This is a genomic window from Chryseobacterium sp. Bi04 (assembly GCF_918698085.1).
Classification (GTDB): domain Bacteria; phylum Bacteroidota; class Bacteroidia; order Flavobacteriales; family Weeksellaceae; genus Chryseobacterium.
In genome coordinates, this window is the sequence record NZ_CAKKLP010000003.1 from 142,967 (window position 1) to 162,351 (window position 19,385).

Here is a 19,385-nt window from a genome sequence, read left to right on the forward strand (position 1 = left end):
CGAGAAATCTCTACTCAAGTATACAGAGTTTTTTTGTAAAAAACTAATTTTTAATGATAATTTTCGATTAAATCGGCCAGTAATTGAACCCCAAATCCGGTGGCTGCTTTTTCCTTAGCATACTTCACATTTCCGAAGGCTACTCCGGCGATATCTAAATGAGCCCAACGAGGGTGACCTTCAGTGAATTGCTCTAAGAATTTTGCAGCGATAATACAATCTCCAACCGGCTTCAGAGAGATGTTTTTCAGGTCTGCTACATCAGACTGGATGTCATCTTTCCAAATGTCCCAAAGCGGAAGACTCCACAGTCTCTGATTAGTCTGATCTCCTGTTTTTATTAAAAGATTTTTCAGGTCTTCATTATTGGAGAATAAAGCACCGCAAGTATCCCCGAACATTCTTACGGAACTTCCCGTGAGTGTTGCCAGATCAATCATACAATCGGTTTTATAGTTCCTGGCCAGATAAGAGAGTCCGTCTGCAAGGATCATCCTGCCTTCTGCATCAGTATCAATAACTTCAATTGTTTTTCCGTTGTATGCAGTCACTACATCACTTGGAATGAATGCCTTTTCAGAAACGGCATTATCCGTGATAGGAAGAACAGCTATGATATTGACGGGAAGCTTCATTTCTGCAGCATAGATCAGTGTACCCAGAACGGCTGTAGCACCACCCATATCAGATTTCATATAGTGTAAATTGGCGGAACCCTTGATGGAAATACCTCCTGTATCAAACAATACGCATTTTCCTACTAAACCGAAGGTTTTAGCATTTTTAACAGTAGTTTTATATTCTAAAATGGTGAAAGCTGCATCATAAGCACTCCCTTGATTGACAGCCAGATAAGCACCCAAACCGAGTTCTTCACACTTTTTTCTATTGAAAACAGTGTATTTTAACTCGTGTTTTTTAGCTAAGCTTTTCAGATATGCACTGAAAATATCAGGCTTTTTCAGGTTGGCAGGTTTATTCAGCCATTCCTGGCAGGCGGTCTGCCCGTTGCTTAATGCTTCTGCTTTCTTACTGATTAGATCCAATGTTTTCTGGCTTATATTTTCAGAGTGAAGTTCAAATGCCGGATTCCAGATTGCATGTGTTTTTTCGAAAGGATAATTGTAGGTGCCTGTTAACAATCCTTTTACAAATTCCTCAAACTGTTTCTTGTTGATGAAATCTGCCACTACTAAAGTGGGAACAGCTAACAGCTTTTCTTTTTGTGCCTGAGAAAATGTATTTCCTACCTGCTGTATTTCAAAATCCTGAAGAGAGGTTTTACCTAAACCAATAAAATAAATAATGGTTTTTTCATCCGCATGAACAAAAGTTTCGTATTTCTTTCCGGTAAAAAAGTTGCTTATATTTTTATTGAAATTTGTATTGGATTTTGCCCATTCTTCTTCCGTGAACAATTGAAAAACCTGGGAGTAATTCTTATTTTTTTTATGGATTAATTTCATAAACTTAATTTTTAATGCTTTGTTGCTGAGGTTTTACTTCTACAGGGTTCTCAGTATTGTCATAGAACAGCCACTCAATAGCTCTTGGAAACTCCTGAGACCAGTAAAACTCATTATGGGTGCCTTCGGGGTTAATATTCGTTCTGAATTCAAAATCGAAAAGATTCTTTTTTTCCCACCGTCTTAAATATTCTTCAAAAATATGGATTCTTTTTACCATTTTGGAACCTTCCTGGCCACCACCGTACAGATATATTTTTGTGGTAAACGGAACTCTGAAATTCATCATGGGAAAATTGTTATTAGGCTCTACCCAAAGAGAAGGAGAGAAGATCAGCAGTTTAGAATAGACTTCCGGATAAAGGAACCCACTGTAAATACTGATAAGAGCTCCTAGCGAACTGCCGCCAATACCGGTGTTATCACGGTCTTTTTTTGTGCGGTAATTTTCGTCTACAAAAGGTTTTAAAGTATCTGTAATAAAGCGGATGTATTTTTTTCCTTCAGAGCCATTAGCAATATTGTCATTGTCAAAAATATATTCTTTAATTCTGTCTTCACTTCCATGCTCTATAGCGATGATAATAACGTCACCCCGGCCATATTCTGCAAGGATAGATAACTTTTTGTCAATTTCCCAATTTCCGAATCCACTTCCTTCATTGAATAGATTCTGTGCATCCTGAAGATACAGGACCGGATAGTTTTTATCGGAAGTATGGTAATCAAAAGGCAGTAAAGCCCAAATCTTACGGTAGCGGTCAAGCTGAGGAATATAGAATTCTTCGGAAATCACTTCTGCTATTGGAAAAAATTCCTCTTTAAACGGGCCCCAGTTAAATCTCCATTTCTCTACAATATCAGAAGTCTTTCCATCTGTTTTTTTTATTTTCCGGTTAGGGCTGATATTCCCGTATTTATCAAGTTCTACATTTTCCCATCCTCCTTTTGTGAATTTATATTCAATTTCATCAGGAAGAGAAGGAGAGTCAAGTTCTATAAAATAATTATGAGGATCCACCTGCTTAAGCTGGTAGTTGTAGTCCTTAGGATTCCATTTGTTGAAATTTCCTGTAACGAATACAGGTCTGTCATCTTTTTCTTCGGTGTAAAGTTCCAATCTGATCATATGTGTTTAATTGATAATTATTTAGTTTCTAAATTTATAAAAAAGATTGTTTTAAAATCATAAAATAATGAATAGAAAAGTGATATATTTGATAGATGTGCGAATGAAGAACCCTAACATGCCAATAATTTGATTAATAATTAACCGCTGTTACCGGGATTTTTTGTAGTTTCAGAGAAAATATTAAATACAATCAGACCTTGATGAATTCTGTTAAAACCTATACACTTTTTACTGATCATGATGTGTATCTTTTTAAAGAAGGTAGGCATTATAAGCTGTATACTAAGTTTGGGTCACATGCTGCGGAAAAAGATGGAATGAAAGGAATTTATTTTTCAGTCTGGGCTCCCAATGCTAAAAAGGTTTCTGTAATAGGAAACTTTAATAACTGGAACCACAAAGACCATATCCTGTATCCCCGCTGGGATGAATCGGGAATATGGGAAGGGTTTATTGGAGGATTATCCTGGGGAACCCTTTATAAATATGCTGTTGAAACAGCAAGAGGTGAAATCTTAGAAAAGAGTGATCCTTATGCGTTAAGCTGGGAGCAGAATAAACAGGCAGCTTCACTTATATCTACTACCTGGTATGAATGGAATGACCAGGAATGGATGGAAAGCCGCTGGCAAAATAACAGCCTGAAAGCTCCCTTATCTGTTTATGAACTCCATCTCGGGTCATGGATAAGGAATGAAGAATATCCTGACCGGTTTTTAAATTACCGGGATATTTCAAAAAAACTTGTTCCTTACGTTCTTGAAATGGGCTTTACCCATGTGGAATTTATGCCGGTTATGGAGTATCCGTACGATCCGAGCTGGGGATATCAGATTACCGGTTTCTATGCGGCAACTTCCCGTTTTGGCTCTCCACAGGATCTTATGTATCTTATTGATGAGCTTCACCAAAATGGAATTGGGGTTATCTTGGATTGGGTGCCATCTCATTTTCCGGGGGATGCCAACGGCCTTCACCGTTTTGATGGATCCTATCTGTATGAGCATGAAGATCCGAGAAAAGGTTTTCATCCCGACTGGAAGTCCTATATATTTAATTACGGAAGAAATGAGGTTAAATCTTTCCTTATTTCCAATGCCATGTTCTGGCTGGACCGTTATCATGCGGACGGATTACGTGTAGATGCGGTAACCTCAATGCTTCATCTGGATTATTCAAGAAACGAAGGAGAATGGGAACCTAATATATATGGCGGGAATGTTAATCTTGAAGCGAAAGCTTTTCTGCAGGAGTTTAACACAGCTGTTTATAAAGAATTTGGCGACCATATTATGACTATAGCTGAGGAAAGCTCAGATTTTCCTATGCTTACTAAACCTGTTCATGATGGTGGTGTAGGTTTCGGAATGAAATGGATGATGGGATGGATGCATGATACGCTGGATTACTTCAAGGAAGATTTTGTCAACAGAAAATTTCATCATCACAAGCTCACCTTTGCTTCGGTGTATATGTTTAACGAAAATTATATGATGCCGCTGTCACATGATGAAGTAGTGCATGGTAAGGCAAGCCTGATTTATAAAATGAGGGGAGATGAGTGGCAGAAGTTTGCGAATCTTCGTACCTTGTATGTCTATATGTTTACCCATCCGGGGGCAAAACTGCTTTTCATGGGAGATGAATTCGGGCAGACTGGTGAATGGAATTTTACCCAAAGTCTGGACTGGCATTTACTGGAATATCCAGTTCATCAAGGATTACAGAAGCTTGTAAAAGAGCTGAATCATTTATATACTAAAGAATCTGCCTTTTACGAAAATCAGTTTGATAAAAGTGGTTTTGAATGGGTAGAAGCAGATGATCTTGAAAATTCAGTATATGTATATCTAAGGAAAGGAAAAAGAAAAGATGATGTTTGTATGGTTATTTTAAATCTTGCTCCACAGGTATTGGATTATAAAATAGGAATTCATACAGCAACGCATTGGGAAGTTGTTTTCAACTCCGATGATGAAAAATATAGCGGAAGTGGAGTAGCGGCTGAAATTCTGGATGAAAAGGATGAGGAATGGATGGGACACCCAAAATCATTAACGCTAAAAATTCCTCCGTTGGCTGGAATTATCCTTAGGCAGAAAAAAGATAAAAAGTATAAATTACATAGAATTAAACATAAAAGATAAAAATGGTTGTTTATCATTTAAGTACAGAATGTTATCCTGTAGCAAAAGTAGGAGGTCTGGCGGATGTAGTCGGGGCACTGCCCAAATATCAGAACAAAATAAAAGGCGTAGAAGCTAAGGTAGTAATGCCCTGGTATAATAAATCTTTTGTCTATGATCATGAATTTGATATTGTTTTTGACGGATTTATCCATCAGGGAGAAAATATGCTGCAGGTTCAGATTTTAAAGGAAAAAACCAATGTACTGGGATTTGAGCTGTATATGGTGAAAATTCCCGGGTTACTGGACAGAGAAAATCCTTATGGATATCAGGATGAGAGTTTTCAGTTTCTTGCCTTCCAGCAGGGAATATTGCATTGGATGTGTGCAATGAAGATCCGCCCGGATGTTCTGCACTGTCATGATTATCACACCGGATTGGTTCCTTTTATGATTGAACACTGCCCGGAATTTCAGTTTTTACAGGGAGTAAAAACCATAGGGACTATTCATAACGGAGAGTATCAGGGTATGATGAGCTGGAGTATGGCCAATTATATACCTTCTTTTGATATGTACAAATGGGGACTGATGGATTGGAACGGACTGATCAATCCTCTGGCCAGTATGATTAAATGTTCCACTGCTTTTACTACCGTTTCCGAGGGATATCTGGAAGAACTTTTTATCAGCTTCCGCGGACTGGAAAGTTTGGTGCGTCAGGAATTTGGTAAAGCATACGGAATTATTAACGGTATTGATACCGAAGTATGGAATCCTGAAACAGATCCTATGCTGGATTTTAACTTCAATATAAAAAATGCGGTTGACCAAAAGAAAAAAAGCAAAGAAAAACTGTGTAAAGAATATGGCTTAAAACCTGAGCTGCCTTTGTTTGCTTTCATTGGTAGGTTTGCTACGGAAAAAGGAGCAGATTTGCTGCCCGATGTTGTCTGGAAAAGTATTAAACAGAGCTATGGAGCTTTAAATATTATGATTCTTGGATCCGGAAATACCTATATTGAAAATAAGCTGAAAGAGTATGAATACACCTATACCAATTTTGCTTTGGATCTGGGGTATAAAGAACATCTTTCCCATAAGATTTATGCATCGGCGGACTTTTTACTCATGCCGTCGCGGGTAGAGCCATGTGGACTGAACCAAATGTACTCTATGAGATATGGAACAGTTCCTGTAGTAAGGTATACCGGAGGGCTCAGAGATACTGTGGAAGATATTTCTACCGGAGGAGCGGGACTCAATTTTACCTATGCCGGGGTAGATGATATTGTACATGCGATGAATAGGGCTATGGGAATCTATAATCAAAAAGGTACTATGAAAGATCTTATTCACGCCAACATGAATTTTGACTTTTCATGGGAGAAATCTGCGGAAAAATACATAGCTTTATATAACAACTGATATGATAAGGGTTTTCTTTCTGTGTTTCTGATTAGTCTTGCTTCCTGTAAAATAAAAAATACTAACGCTTATTCAAAAGAAAATAATACCTACCGGGACAGCTCTTATTATACGATTCTAAGCTATGGTTATCCAAATTTGGAAAGGCTGGCACTTATGGAAATAATTTCAGAAAAATGGAAAATAAGGAATATAGAAGCTGCTGGTTGTGAAGTTACCAAAGAATTGATGGATAAAGCTGATGCCGAAAATAAAAAAACATATGCAGCCATAGAAAAGAAATATGGTAAAGGCTGGAGAGAACGATATGAAAAAGACCTCGAAGTGGCAGCAATGAAGCAAGCTGACATAATGGATATTTTAATTACCAATAAAGTCTTCAGAGCACAGCTTAAAAAGGGTAATATAGAAATTGACGGAATTTATAAAGATGTAAAACAGCTGGATTCCGAAATATATGAGACAGCCATATATGGATATACTGAAGACAATAAGAGAATTAATTGTTGTACATTACATATAGACACCAAAAATAAAACTGTATATTTAATAAAATAAAAACACGCAAGATAATTATGAATCGAAATGTAATCTCCATCGTTTTAGGAGGCGGCAGAGGGACAAGATTATTCCCGTTAACGTATACAAGATCAAAACCGGCAGTTCCTATTGCCGGGAAATACAGGCTTGTAGATATTCCCATTTCAAACTGCCTGAATTCGGGACTGAATAAAATCCTGGTTTTAACTCAGTTTAATTCAGCATCTTTAAATTCACATATCAAGAATTCCTATCATTTTGATATTTTTAGTAAGGGATTTGTTGATATTCTGGCAGCCGAACAAAATGTGGAAAATGAAAGCTGGTATCAGGGAACAGCAGACGCCGTACGCCAGTCTATGAAGCATCTTGAAAAATATGACTATGACTATATCTTAATACTTTCAGGAGACCAGCTTTACCAGATGGATTTCCGGGAAATGCTGAATTTTCATATCGAAAACGGAGGTGACCTTACCATTGCTACCATTCCTGTGAATGCCAAAGATGCAACCGGTTTTGGGATTTTAAAATCTGATGACGAAGGAAATATTACTTCCTTTTATGAAAAACCGGACTATGATATGCTGGATGGACTGAAATCTGAAGTTTCGGACGAAAATAAGCACAATGGAAAAGAATTCCTTGCTTCTATGGGAATTTATATTTTTACCAAGACCATTCTTAAAAAAATGTTTGATGAAGGGGCAGGAGATGATTTCGGAAAAGATATCATTCCAAGTTCAATAGGAAAATATAAAACCCTGAGCTATCAATATGAAGGGTACTGGACAGATATCGGAACAATAGAATCTTTCTACGAAGCTAATCTGGATCTTTGCCAGGACTTTCCGCAGTTCAACCTTTTCTCATCTTCTCCTATATACACCAGAGCAAGGATGCTTCCGCCATCAAAAATTAATGGTTCTTACGTAAGCAAAGCCGTATTTGGAGATGGATGTATCATCATGGCTGACAAAATTGAAAACTCTGTCATTGGAAACAGAACAAGGATAGACAAAGGAAGTACCATTGTCAATTCTTACGTGATGGGAGCTGATTTCTATCAGAATACCAAAGAAATTGTAATAAACGACAGGAAAGGACGTCCGAATATGGGAATAGGGAAGTATTGCTATATTGAAAAGGCAATCCTGGATAAAAACTGCCATATCGGGGACAATGTGAAAATCATCGGAGGGAAACATCTTCCGGATGGTGATTATGAAACCCATTCTGTACAGGACGGTATTGTAGTAGTAAAAAAAGGAGCAGTATTGCCACCGGGAACACATATAGGATAAAGATTTCCTAACTTTAAAACAAAAAAAGTACCTCATATTGAGATACTTTTTTGTTTTTATATAAAACTATTCTTTAGCTTTAGATTTCCAGTAAGCAACCTGCTCCTCCAGATCTTTTATGCGGACTTCGTACAGTTCAATCAGCTTCTCAGAAAGCATATTGAAGGTGTTTATACTGGTGTCAACATTTATAACTCCCTCATTTTTTTCAACAGTGTTGATATTTGTTTTTCTTTCATCAAGAATATCATTAATATTTACATCCAGCTCCTGGGCTATTTTGTTCAAAAGTATAGAATTAGGAATACTTTTATCAGACTCTATACTGGAGATCGTAGTTTGGGCTACGTCCAGACGGAAAGCAAGGTCTTCCTGTGACCAGCCTTTAATTTCCCTGTATTTTCTTACTTTACTTCCGATACTCATTTTAGCATTATTTTGCTCAAAAATAGCAATATTTTGGTAATAAATATCACAATGGAAGTTTAGTTTTGTGAAAAAATAATCACTACGCTGTGATTATTAAAAAATTTATATATTTAACCACTTAAAAAAACACGTTTATGAAGAAAAAAATTACTATTCGGCTAGTGTTGCTGGTTGTTATCTTTTTAGTTAGCTCCTGCAGGAATGATTATGTGCCGGAACAAAACCAAACTTTTGCTCCCAATGCTTCAAAATTTAGGATTTTGAATCTTAAAGAGGTTCCTAAAGTAGAAACTTTCATTCACAAAGAATCAGGAAGAAAAGATCTTGTTCTTCCGTTATCAGGCAATAATACAATTTCAGGAAAAACTACAACGGCTTTTGGAGAAACAGATCCTTCTCTTGTGGTACAGCAAACAATAGGGAATGAAATTTATTATGTATTGAAGATAAACGCAGCACTGGAAAATAATGCTATCTATAACCTAGAAGTAAAAGAAGTAAATGGTACTATAGTAAAAGCAGAAGTTATAGAATATACCACTAAGCCAGGAACTTCGTTTGACTTTTGGAATTTCAATGGAACAGTAAGCTCTTACAGCCTAAGAGGAGATCCTATACATTCATCTGATTACGAAGAAGGACAGGGAGACTGCCCTCCGGGTGGTGGAACTAATCCTGATTATAATGGTTCTGATAATCCGAATCCCGGGGGGAATGGCCCATATTATGGTGGAGGTGGCCAAGGAACTGATCCAATACATGATACAACAGGATGTTGGGAAGTCTTGTTGAATTCTGAAAAACCATGGCTAACAGACGGTTATTATAATAATTGTACAGGTGCTACTGTATATTTGAACCGCGCGAAAGGGGCCTCCAGACTCTCAGCAGATTGTGGCGATGGTTCCGGTGTTATAATTGGAGATGAGAATAATCGAAATCCTTGTGAGAAACTGAAAGCACAAACCAATAACTCAACTTTTAAAAATAATATTGCAAGTCTTAAAGGAAAGACAGGAGAAAGCTATGAAAGCGGGTATCGAATTGATAAAAATACAGATGGCTCTCTGCAAAATCAGTTGTTACAAAATAAGCCGGGTACGCAAGAGGTTGATATGAAGGTGTTTTCAAATACTAATACATTGATGCATTCCCACTATGATGGGCTTTATCCTATGTTCTCACCTGGAGATATTATATTTTTTAATCAATGGATTGTCTGGGCTCAAAACTGGAATTCCGTAGCAACAAATACTCCTAAGATTCCTTTAAATAATCTTACTTTTACATTAGTAACTAGTGAAGGAAATTATTCTTTTATTTTTGATGGTGAATATACAGCTTCTTTGCCAAATTATACACAACGGGAATTAGATGATTTAAATGATAAATATATGAGGCTATTAGATGAAGCTAAATCTGTAGCTAATGTGAGTGGAAATGTAAGCTATAATATGGAAAAGCTTGAAAAGCAATTCTTAAAATTTATTGATAATAAAATGAATATGATTGGATTGAAACTGTACAAAACGACAGAAAATGGAAATTCAGAATTAAACTTAATAAATGGAAATAGAAAAGAGACTCCTTGTCCTAATTAAAAATAAATATTATGAAACAAATATTAATAATAATAATTTTAGTTCTTGCAATTTCTTGTAGAGCACAAGAATATCCTTTAAATACTAGTTTGGATAACCTGCCCAATGATGCATATTTAAAAGATACTAATAATGAACTCGACAAATATGTAGGTTTATGGAAAGGAGTGTGGAATGGAAAAACTTTACTTTTAGATTTAAGGAAAGTGAAATATCATTATATAGGAAATCAATCATATTATGAAGATAAAATTTTTGGTGAAAGGAAGGTTATAGGAAATAATGGTAATGTAGAAATAGATAGAATTGTAAATTTTGATCTTCAATCACCTGAATTTAGAGGAATTGGAACGAGTCTGAAAAATGGAAATTGGAAAAGATTATTTTTTAATCCAAAAAATATGTGTAGAAAGACAGGAACTCTAGATATTACAAGCTTTACAGGAAATCAAATGACTTTACATTTTGAGTATTTACCAAGTATTATTGATCCTAACTGTCAGCATAATGCTTATGTAGATCAATATGGAGACTTTCCAATAAATTTCCCTAAAGATATTGTACTTACAAAGCAGTAGATTGGAGCTTCTGTATGAGATTTATTTTCAATTATAGATTATGAAATAGATATTTTAATGCTAGTGATATAGTGAAGTTATAAATGGAGATACTCTATTACTTTTAAATAACCTTCCTTTGCAATTTCTAATGTGATTTTTACTTCCTGATAAAGTAGTCAACAAGACAAACATTAAATTTTGAATTTATTGAAAATGAATAAATTTTTATTTCTTTTTACCACTATTCTATCTGTACACCTATTTTCGCAGAATAAAGTTAAGTTATTTGAAATCAATGGGGAGGAAAGAGATACTGTAATGTATTACTCTGAAGCGGGTAAAATATACAGGTGTCCTTTCAAAAAAAATCTTGGAAAAAATAAATGTGAAATAAAAGAAGAATTGCTTACTGGTACTAAAATCTATGAAGTAGCAAAAGCTACACTAAAAAATAAGCGTGGAGGAATGGTGATTGTTGGGCAAGAAGATCAAACTTATAACCCCAATTATATTTATGACCTTCCCTATAAAAAAGGTGAGGTTTATAGAATCATTCAGGGATATTACGGAAGTTTTTCACATTATAACAGCTTGGCCTTAGATTTTGATATGCCTGAAGGTACAGAGGTTCTGGCTGCAAGAGATGGTATTGTGATGTCTGTCGTCCAGAATAATAACCATGGTTGTGCCACTAATGATTGTATTAGATTCAGTAACTATATATCTATCCTCCATAATGATAATACAATAGCCGGCTATTATCATTTACAGTTCAATGGGGCAAAGGTAAAGTCAGGCGATATAGTAAAGAAAGGTATGGTAATCGGTCTTAGCGGCAATACAGGATGGAGTTCACAACCTCATTTACATTTTATATGTGGAAGAAATATATATAGGAAAGGATGGACACAGGTAAAAACCCTTTTTAGAGTAGAAGATGAAGGGAAAAAGGCAGAATATTTACATGAAGGGAGAAAATACCTAAGGGATTATTAAATGATTGGTATTTATCATATTCATCACAAGTTCGTATTGAAGATTTTAATAAATATTTAATTTTTAAGATAAAATTTTTTTCAAATTCACCCTTTCAAAGTGATCAGCATATTGGTCACTTTTTTTATTTGTATTACTTTTGCATGATGCGTATTTTTAAGATCTTAGCTTTTATTATTGTTCTTTTAGGGGGAGCTTATGCTGCCTCCATGTACTATTTCGTGGATGAAAGTAAAAACTTCACCATTGAAAAAGAAGTTGATTATCCTGTAGATAAGGTTTTTGGACAGTTTAATAATCTTCAGCATTTTACCCGGTGGAACAATTATTTCACCAGTTCACAGTCTATGGATATAGATTATTATATGCCTTATGAAGGACAGGGAAGTGCCATCAGCTATGTAGATCTCAAGAATGATACCAGTGGAGAAATGTTCATCAGGTATGAAAATCCTAATAAGACTTTGAGATACCAGCTTTTTGAAGATGAAAATGAAAATCCAACCTTGGTAGATGTTAAATTTAAACCTGTATCAGCTGAAAAAACAAAAATCATATGGTACGTGCATACCCCCAAACTTTCTGTATGGAAAAGAGTAGGTAATTTTTGGACGGAAGACAGATTTGCTGAAAACATCACCAAAAGTATGGTGAATTTAAAGAATGTTTTAGGAAATAAAGTGGAAAAAGACAATCAGATGGCTGCCATAAAATATGACAGTCTGATGGTTGAAAATGAAGAAGATAAATTGCTGCTGGGTATCAATGTGAGCACCTCCAACAAAAAAGATGCACTCTACAGAAATATCGTTATGAATTATAACAAAATGTATAATTTCGTAACCATGGATCTTGGGAAAAAAGACGATGAATTCGGGTACCCTATCTTAATGACAGATGCAGATAATTATAAAGACAAAGAAGTTTCTTACTTTCTGGGGATCCCACTTTCTAAAAAAATTGGAGTAACAGACAATAATTTCAGCTTCAGAACCGTAAATCCGTCACAAAATTATGTCATGTACTACAAAGGGAGCTATGAAGGGAGAATTAAGGCCATTCAGCAGCTGATCCAGAAAGCAAAGAAGGATGAGATGCGTTTTGGGGATATTCGTCAGACTTTCATTGAACGTCCGATGGAAGGACAGGAGGTAAACATGAAGCTCTCATTATCAGTCTATAAATGATTTTTGTTTTCTTAATTTTTTTTAACGGTCTGAGACTGTTCTAAGTCGGTTTTTTTTATTAAATTTGAAGATTAATTCTACAAATAAATTTTAATAAATAGATAAACTGTAATAATGGACAGATTTTCATTCCTAAACGCAGCTCATTCTCAGTTAATTGAGGATTTATACCAACAGTACTTAAAATTCCCGGATTCTTTAGAACCATCATGGAAAGCCTTCTTTCAAGGCTTCGATTTTGCTTTGGAGAACTACGGTGATGACGATAACATCCAATTTACTCAGGCTTCGGCCAACGCTGCTCCTGCAGTACAACAGATTTCTCAGGCAGTATCAAATGGAGAGGTTCCTGAGCACATCAAAAAGGAATTTAAGGTGGTAAACCTTATTGAGGCCTACAGAACAAGAGGGCACTTGTTCACAAAAACAAATCCTGTAAGAGAAAGAAGACACTATACTCCTACTTTAGATATCGAAAACTTCGGTCTTACTAAAGAGGATTTAAATACAAAATTCAACTGTGCTGTAGAAACAGGAATGAAAGAACCTGCTACCTTAGCAGATTTGATCAAGCATTTGGAAAATATCTACTGCGATTCTATCGGGGTAGAATATACCTACATCAACAATGTTGAAGAAAAAGATTTTATTAAAAAATGGCTTCAGGTTAATGAAAATCATCCAAGCCTTTCTGCGAATGAAAAAACAGAAATCTTATTAAAATTGAATCAGGCGGTTGCGTTTGAAAACTATCTTCACACAAAATTTGTGGGACAAAAAAGATTCTCACTGGAAGGAGGAGAATCATTAATTCCTGCATTAGACCAACTGATCTCCAGATCTTCCCAATTAGGGGTAGATGAGGTAGTCTTAGGAATGGCACACAGAGGAAGATTAAATGTTTTGTCTAATATTTTCGGAAAATCTTATAAACAAATCTTCTCAGAATTTGAAGGAAAAGAATTTGAAGAAGATGTATTCTCCGGTGACGTTAAATATCACTTAGGATCATCTAAAAAAATTAAAACAGCTTCAGGAGAAGAAGTGTGTATCAACCTGACTCCAAACCCGTCTCACCTGGAAACAGTAGCGGCTCTTGTAGAAGGAATCTGCCGTGCAAAAGTAGATGATAAATACAAAGACTATTCTAAAGTTTTACCAATCATCATTCACGGTGACGGAGCTATTGCAGGCCAGGGTATTGCTTATGAAGTAGCGCAGATGATGACACTGGAAGGATATAAAACAGGAGGAACTGTTCATATCGTTGTCAATAACCAGGTGTCTTTCACCACAAACTTCCTTGATGCCAGATCTTCAACATACTGTACAGACATTGCAAAAGTTACAGAATCTCCTGTAATGCACGTAAATGCTGACGATGCTGAAGCGGTAGTTCATGCCATCCATTTTGCTGCTGATTTCAGAGCTAAATTTGGAAAAGATGTGTATATCGACCTTTTAGGATATAGAAAATATGGTCATAACGAAGGGGATGAGCCAAGATTTACACAGCCTAATCTGTACAAAGCGATTTCCAAGCATCAGAACCCAAGAGAAATTTATAAAGATAAATTAATCCAGGACAGCGTAATCTCTAACGATATCATCAAAAAGATGGAGGTAGACTTCAAAGCTTTATTAGATAAAGATTTTGATGCTTCTAAAGAGATCGAGAAAAACGTTATGGATTTATTTATGGCGGAAGACTGGATGAACTATCCTATCGGAAAGAGAGGTGTAGTTCAGACGCCGGTGGATACCAAATATGATATCACTAAGCTGAAAGAATTGGCTCTTAAAATGTCAACACTTCCTGCAGATAAAAAATTCATCAATAAAATTACAAGACTTTTCGAAAACCGTATCAAAGCGATTGAAGGAAACTCTTTAGACTGGGCAGTAGGAGAATGGTTAGCATATGCTACACTTCTAGTAGAAGGGCATAATGTAAGAATCTCCGGAGAAGATGTTGAAAGAGGTACATTCTCTCACAGACATGCTGTAGTAAAAACCGAAGATACAGAAGAAGAATATATCCCGTTAAGACACGTATCAGAAAGCAGATTTGATGTATTCAATTCTCACCTTTCAGAATATGGAGTTTTAGGTTTCGATTACGGATATGCGATGGCTTCTCCTAATACATTAACCATCTGGGAAGCTCAGTTTGGTGACTTCGTAAACGGAGCTCAGATTATCGTTGACCAGTATCTTGCGGCAGCAGAAGAAAAATGGAAATTACAAAACGGATTGGTCATGTTATTACCTCACGGTTCGGAAGGACAAGGTGCGGAGCACTCTTCAGCAAGGCTGGAAAGATTCTTAACACTTTGTGCTAACGAAAATATGGTAGTTGCTAATATTACTTCACCAGCCAACTACTTCCACTTATTGAGAAGACAGTTGAAGTGGGCATTCAGAAAACCATTGATCGTAATGAGCCCTAAATCTTTATTGAGACACCCGAAAGTGGTTTCTCCTCTTGAAGATTTTGCAAACGGTTCATTCCAGCCAATCTTAGACGATCCTACAGCAGATCCTAAAAAAGTAGAAAAATTAGTTCTTTGCTCAGGTAAACTGTACTTCGAATTATTAGCGAAGAAAGAAGAACTGAACTGTGAGAATATTGCATTAGTAAGATTTGAACAGCTATATCCGCTTCAGACAGATGCTATCGAAGCGATCTTCAACAAATACAGCAATAAAACACAGTTGGTTTGGGCTCAGGAAGAACCTGAAAATATGGGAGCTTGGTCTTATATCCTGAGAAACTTCAGAGATACAGGAATTCAGGTAGTATCTCCTGTACCAAGTGGTGCTCCGGCCCCAGGTAGCCACAAAATGTTTGAGAAAAACCAAAATGCAGTGATCAACAGAGTTTTTGATAGAGATGATGCTCCTGCAAAAAGACCTGTTACAGCTTAATTAAAATAATATCCATTAAAAAATAAAAAATACTCGATATGTCAGTTTTAGAAATGAAAGTTCCTTCACCGGGAGAATCCATTACAGAAGTTGAAATTGCAACTTGGCTTGTAAAAGATGGTGATTATGTAGAAAAAGATCAACCTATCGCTGAAGTAGACTCAGACAAGGCAACTCTTGAATTACCTGCAGAGCAAAGTGGTATCATCACTTTAAAAGCAGAAGAAGGAGATGTAGTACAAGTAGGTCAGGTTGTTTGTTTAATTGATATGGATGCTGCAAGACCAGAAGGAAATGCTCCTGCTGCTGAAGCTCCAAAGCAAGAAGAAGCTCCTAAAGCTGCTGAACCGGCTAAACAGGAAGCACCAAAACCAGCAGCTCCGGTTGCTGCTCCACAAACTTATGCCACAGGAGCTCCGTCTCCGGCTGCTAAGAAAATCCTTGACGAAAAAGGAATTAATGCAGGGCAGGTTTCAGGAAGCGGAAGAGACGGAAGAATCACTAAAACTGATGCTGAATTGGCTGCAGTTCCTGCATTAGGAGGAAGTCCTCTTACTGCTACTGGAGCAAGATCTACAACCACAACAAAGCTTTCTGTTCTTAGAAGAAAAATCGCTCAAAGATTGGTTTCTGTAAAGAATGAAACTGCGATGTTAACCACTTTCAACGAAGTTGACATGTCTGAAATTTTCAGATTAAGAAAGCAATATAAAGAAGAATTTGCTCAAAAACACGGAGTGGGACTTGGTTTTATGTCTTTCTTCACTAAAGCTGTTACAAGAGCATTGGAAATGTATCCGGATGTAAATGCATCTATTGATGGAGATTTCAAAATAAACTATGATTTCTGTGATATTTCAATTGCAGTTTCTGGCCCTAAAGGATTAATGGTTCCTGTATTGAGAAATGCAGAAAACATGACTTTCAGTGGAGTTGAGGCTAACATCAAAGATCTTGCTACAAAAGTAAGAGACGGGAAAATTACTGTAGATGAAATGACTGGTGGTACATTTACAATCACTAATGGGGGTACATTTGGATCTATGTTGTCTACACCAATCATCAACCCTCCTCAATCTGCAATCTTAGGAATGCACAACATTATCCAGAGACCGGTTGCTGTTGACGGACAGGTTGTTATCAGACCAATGATGTATGTAGCAATGTCTTATGACCACAGAATTATTGACGGAAAAGAATCTGTAGGATTCCTTGTAGCCGTGAAAGAAGGTATCGATAATCCTGTTGCAGTATTGATGGGAGGTGACGAAAGAAAGGGCCTTGGATTATAAGTTATAATAAAATTATAATAGAAATATATGATCTCGCCTTAAAAAAGGCGAGATTTTTGTATTTGTTAAGAAAATACTACAATGATGTTCTCAAAAATGACTTCTAATATCAAAGTTTCAGTAATACCTGAATATGATAGTAAAAACAGTTTTCCATCCGAGAACCGTTATGTTTTCAAGTATAATATTACGATAGAAAATGACGGAAGCTTTCCTATCAAAGTACTTAAAAGAAAATGGTTAATTTTTGATGTAGGTTTTGGATATACTGAGATTATAGGTGACGGAGTAATTGGATTAACTCCGGAAATAGAAAATGGCGAAAATTTCGCTTATTTCTCAAATGTAATGCTTCGGTCCGGTGTCGGGAATATGAGCGGAAAATACCAGGTTAAAAATCTGGAGACCCAGGAGATTTTTGAGATAGATATCCCAAAATTCAATCTGCTCTCTGAAGTTTTAAGTAACTAAAAATTATTCTTTAATCAATTGATGTCTGTTAATACCACTTTGAGATTTTACTTCTATAAAGTAGCCCCCTTTTAGCAGGTTAGAGACATTGATTTTAGAATCAGAAGGGTTTTGAAGGATGAATTTTCTTTCAGCATATAGACTTTTAAATACTCTTTACTATCCGTAAGTTTATATGATTTGTCTGTGCATACAGTAAAGGTATCATTGAAAAATAAAAAAAATTAAAAGGTTTTAGTTTTTAAAACTATAGTTTTTTGATATATTTTTTCAATACAGATTCATCTATTTCCTCATTGCTGGTGATAATTAATCTTTCAAATGCCAGTAAGGATATTTTTGCACAAACTTCAGCATCAGCTCCAGCCCTGTGGTGATTAAAATTGATCTGATGGTATTCTGCCAGAGGTTTCAGCCCATATTTGGGAAGGTAATTCCATGATTTTTTTGCCAGCTGTATGCTGCACAAATAGTTTAATTTTGGAGGAAACATCCCGTAATGTTCAAAACAGCCTCTTAAAACCGAAGCATCAAAACTGGCATTATGGGCAATCATCAATGTTCCGTACATTAAATCCTGGGCTTCATGCCAAATTTCATCAAAAGTAGGAGCATCCTTTACATCTTCGGGCTGTATACCATGTACAGCAACATTGAATTTGTTAAAATAGGGAAAACTGGGAGGTTTGATCAACCAGGTTCTCGTTTCTACAATTTTAGAATCCTGTACCACGCAGATTCCCATCTCACATGCTGAGCTTTTCTCATGAGTTGCCGTTTCAAAATCTATTGCACAGAAATCCATTTAAATAATTTGATATTTTAAGTTTAAGGTTTGAATTGAGTGAAAAGGTATAAATTTTTTTGATAGTATAATAGTAACCTTTAATATGACAGATATTGGTATTTAATTAAACCGGCCATCTGCAAACTGCTATCTATTCTTTCCACCTAAAAAATGGGTAAAGATTAGCCATTTTGATTGATAAAACTTATCTTTCTGGTGTTTCTGGCGCAGTTTCCAGGTTCCCGGAAGCTGACCGTAAAAACCAAAATGAGCCCTTATTACTGCCCACAGATGAGGAAATCCATGCTTTAATCCGAAATAAATTCCTGCAGCACCATCCAGACAAAGCCGGAAGAATATCAGCCAGATCAGTCTCGGAAAAGGAAGGTTTTTAAGCATCATTGAAAGATTATTTCTGATGTTCAGGTAAGTCTTTTGAGCACTCTGCTTATTAAGTGTTCCACCACCTATGTGATAGACCCTGGATTTTCCTGTATAAAAGATCTTTTTTCCAGAGTTAATGAGTCTCCAGCATAAATCAATTTCTTCCTGATGGGCAAAAAATCTTTCATCAAAACCATGTTGTTCCCAGAAATCTTTTGAGCGGATAAAAAAGCAGCATCCTGAAGCCCAGAAAATCTCTGTTTCATCATCATATTGGCCCTTATCTTCTTCAAGATCATCAAATACCCTTCCTCTGCAGTAAGGATAACCCAGATTATCAATCAGACCACCTCCGGCACCGGCAAATTCAAAATAGTTTTTGTCACTATAGGATAATATTTTAGGCTGAACAGCTGAAATATCAGAATTCTTTTCCAGGATCTCCAATACAGGTTCTATCCAGTTCTCAGTAACTTCTACATCAGAGTTGAGCAGACAGTAATAGTCATTTTTTATTTCCTTTAAACCCTCATTATAACCTCCTGCAAAACCATGATTTTTATGATTTTTAATGATCTTTACTGTTGGAAAATGAGTAGTTAGAAATTCTACGGAACCGTCTGTCGAAAGGTTATCAATGACGTAAATATCTGCATTTTGAGAAAATTGAACCACATTCGGTAGAAATTTTTCAAGCCAGTTTTTGCCGTTCCAGTTTAAGATAGCAACTGCCAGTTTTTTCTGCATGTATA

The 19,385-nt window shown here is 36.2% G+C and carries 16 protein-coding genes; 11 read left to right on the plus strand and 5 right to left on the minus strand.

The features are described from left to right. Nucleotides 1-50: 50 nt before the first annotated feature. Both LQV47_RS06905 and LQV47_RS06910 read right to left on the minus strand, forming a co-directional pair. Nucleotides 51-1,466 (minus strand): leucyl aminopeptidase family protein, encoded by a 1,416-nt coding sequence (locus LQV47_RS06905; protein WP_230035235.1) that lies wholly within the window; start codon nucleotides 1,464-1,466, stop codon nucleotides 51-53. A gap of 4 nt (nucleotides 1,467-1,470) precedes the next feature. Then, entirely contained in the window at nucleotides 1,471-2,595 is a 1,125-nt protein-coding gene (locus tag LQV47_RS06910) for an alpha/beta hydrolase-fold protein (protein WP_230035236.1), read from the minus strand. A 203-nt stretch (nucleotides 2,596-2,798) separates the two neighbouring features. Here LQV47_RS06910 and glgB point away from each other — a divergent pair, with 203 nt between their 5' ends. The 4 genes from glgB (at nucleotide 2,799) to LQV47_RS06930 (ending at nucleotide 7,998) form a co-directional block, all read left to right on the plus strand. Beyond that, nucleotides 2,799-4,745, plus strand: a complete 1,947-nt coding sequence (glgB, locus tag LQV47_RS06915) for a 1,4-alpha-glucan branching protein GlgB (protein WP_230035237.1) — start codon at nucleotides 2,799-2,801, stop codon at nucleotides 4,743-4,745. Between the two features lie 2 nt (nucleotides 4,746-4,747). Next, nucleotides 4,748-6,154, plus strand: a complete 1,407-nt coding sequence (locus tag LQV47_RS06920) for a glycogen/starch synthase (protein ID WP_230035238.1) — start codon at nucleotides 4,748-4,750, stop codon at nucleotides 6,152-6,154. A 156-nt stretch (nucleotides 6,155-6,310) separates the two neighbouring features. Then, nucleotides 6,311-6,712, plus strand: coding sequence for a hypothetical protein (locus tag LQV47_RS06925; RefSeq protein WP_230035239.1), 402 nt, complete (start codon nucleotides 6,311-6,313; stop codon nucleotides 6,710-6,712). 17 nt (nucleotides 6,713-6,729) lie between these two features. After that, nucleotides 6,730-7,998 carry a glucose-1-phosphate adenylyltransferase gene (locus tag LQV47_RS06930; RefSeq protein ID WP_230035240.1) on the plus strand — a complete coding sequence of 423 codons (1,269 nt, stop codon included), beginning with the start codon at nucleotides 6,730-6,732 and terminating at the stop codon, nucleotides 7,996-7,998. Nucleotides 7,999-8,064: 66 nt separating this feature from the next. Here LQV47_RS06930 and LQV47_RS06935 read toward each other — a convergent pair whose 3' ends face one another. Further along, entirely contained in the window at nucleotides 8,065-8,424 is a 360-nt protein-coding gene (locus LQV47_RS06935) for a helix-turn-helix transcriptional regulator (protein WP_230035241.1), read from the minus strand. 137 nt (nucleotides 8,425-8,561) lie between these two features. On the opposite strand from LQV47_RS06935, the gene LQV47_RS06940 reads away from it, so the two are divergent. The 7 genes from LQV47_RS06940 to apaG all read left to right on the plus strand — a co-directional run bounded on the left by LQV47_RS06940 (nucleotide 8,562) and on the right by apaG (nucleotide 17,462). Further along, entirely contained in the window at nucleotides 8,562-10,028 is a 1,467-nt protein-coding gene (locus LQV47_RS06940) for a hypothetical protein (protein WP_230035242.1), read from the plus strand. Between the two features lie 11 nt (nucleotides 10,029-10,039). Further along, a complete protein-coding gene (locus LQV47_RS06945) occupies nucleotides 10,040-10,606 on the plus strand; it encodes a DUF6705 family protein (protein ID WP_230035243.1) in 567 nt (188 codons plus the stop codon). Between the two features lie 195 nt (nucleotides 10,607-10,801). Next, entirely contained in the window at nucleotides 10,802-11,584 is a 783-nt protein-coding gene (locus tag LQV47_RS06950; RefSeq protein ID WP_230035244.1) for a M23 family metallopeptidase, read from the plus strand. A gap of 143 nt (nucleotides 11,585-11,727) precedes the next feature. Continuing rightward, nucleotides 11,728-12,771 (plus strand): SRPBCC family protein, encoded by a 1,044-nt coding sequence (locus LQV47_RS06955; protein WP_230035245.1) that lies wholly within the window; start codon nucleotides 11,728-11,730, stop codon nucleotides 12,769-12,771. A gap of 114 nt (nucleotides 12,772-12,885) precedes the next feature. Continuing rightward, nucleotides 12,886-15,699, plus strand: a complete 2,814-nt coding sequence (locus LQV47_RS06960; protein WP_230035246.1) for a 2-oxoglutarate dehydrogenase E1 component — start codon at nucleotides 12,886-12,888, stop codon at nucleotides 15,697-15,699. Between the two features lie 38 nt (nucleotides 15,700-15,737). Then, on the plus strand, nucleotides 15,738-16,991 hold the full coding sequence (gene odhB / locus LQV47_RS06965; RefSeq protein ID WP_047490993.1) for a 2-oxoglutarate dehydrogenase complex dihydrolipoyllysine-residue succinyltransferase: 1,254 nt from the start codon (nucleotides 15,738-15,740) through the stop codon (nucleotides 16,989-16,991). A 96-nt stretch (nucleotides 16,992-17,087) separates the two neighbouring features. Next, entirely contained in the window at nucleotides 17,088-17,462 is a 375-nt protein-coding gene (apaG, locus tag LQV47_RS06970) for a Co2+/Mg2+ efflux protein ApaG (RefSeq protein ID WP_230035247.1), read from the plus strand. A gap of 247 nt (nucleotides 17,463-17,709) precedes the next feature. Here the strand turns inward: apaG and LQV47_RS06975 are convergent, their stop codons facing one another. Together LQV47_RS06975 and LQV47_RS06980 are read right to left on the minus strand one after the other, a co-directional pair. Beyond that, nucleotides 17,710-18,267, minus strand: coding sequence for a 3'-5' exonuclease (locus LQV47_RS06975; protein WP_230035253.1), 558 nt, complete (start codon nucleotides 18,265-18,267; stop codon nucleotides 17,710-17,712). Between the two features lie 129 nt (nucleotides 18,268-18,396). Next, nucleotides 18,397-19,380 carry a glycosyltransferase family 2 protein gene (locus LQV47_RS06980; RefSeq protein ID WP_230035255.1) on the minus strand — a complete coding sequence of 328 codons (984 nt, stop codon included), beginning with the start codon at nucleotides 19,378-19,380 and terminating at the stop codon, nucleotides 18,397-18,399. Nucleotides 19,381-19,385 lie beyond the last annotated feature (5 nt).

Coding starts and splice junctions, on each gene's coding strand:
- LQV47_RS06905 (WP_230035235.1), bottom strand. CDS start 1,466: ATGAAATTAATCCATAAAAAAAATAAGAATTACTCCCAGGTTTTTCAA.
- LQV47_RS06910 (WP_230035236.1), bottom strand. CDS start 2,595: ATGATCAGATTGGAACTTTACACCGAAGAAAAAGATGACAGACCTGTA.
- glgB (WP_230035237.1), top strand. CDS start 2,799: ATGAATTCTGTTAAAACCTATACACTTTTTACTGATCATGATGTGTAT.
- LQV47_RS06920 (WP_230035238.1), top strand. CDS start 4,748: ATGGTTGTTTATCATTTAAGTACAGAATGTTATCCTGTAGCAAAAGTA.
- LQV47_RS06925 (WP_230035239.1), top strand. CDS start 6,311: ATGGAAATAATTTCAGAAAAATGGAAAATAAGGAATATAGAAGCTGCT.
- LQV47_RS06930 (WP_230035240.1), top strand. CDS start 6,730: ATGAATCGAAATGTAATCTCCATCGTTTTAGGAGGCGGCAGAGGGACA.
- LQV47_RS06935 (WP_230035241.1), bottom strand. CDS start 8,424: ATGAGTATCGGAAGTAAAGTAAGAAAATACAGGGAAATTAAAGGCTGG.
- LQV47_RS06940 (WP_230035242.1), top strand. CDS start 8,562: ATGAAGAAAAAAATTACTATTCGGCTAGTGTTGCTGGTTGTTATCTTT.
- LQV47_RS06945 (WP_230035243.1), top strand. CDS start 10,040: ATGAAACAAATATTAATAATAATAATTTTAGTTCTTGCAATTTCTTGT.
- LQV47_RS06950 (WP_230035244.1), top strand. CDS start 10,802: ATGAATAAATTTTTATTTCTTTTTACCACTATTCTATCTGTACACCTA.
- LQV47_RS06955 (WP_230035245.1), top strand. CDS start 11,728: ATGATGCGTATTTTTAAGATCTTAGCTTTTATTATTGTTCTTTTAGGG.
- LQV47_RS06960 (WP_230035246.1), top strand. CDS start 12,886: ATGGACAGATTTTCATTCCTAAACGCAGCTCATTCTCAGTTAATTGAG.
- odhB (WP_047490993.1), top strand. CDS start 15,738: ATGTCAGTTTTAGAAATGAAAGTTCCTTCACCGGGAGAATCCATTACA.
- apaG (WP_230035247.1), top strand. CDS start 17,088: ATGACTTCTAATATCAAAGTTTCAGTAATACCTGAATATGATAGTAAA.
- LQV47_RS06975 (WP_230035253.1), bottom strand. CDS start 18,267: ATGGATTTCTGTGCAATAGATTTTGAAACGGCAACTCATGAGAAAAGC.
- LQV47_RS06980 (WP_230035255.1), bottom strand. CDS start 19,380: ATGCAGAAAAAACTGGCAGTTGCTATCTTAAACTGGAACGGCAAAAAC.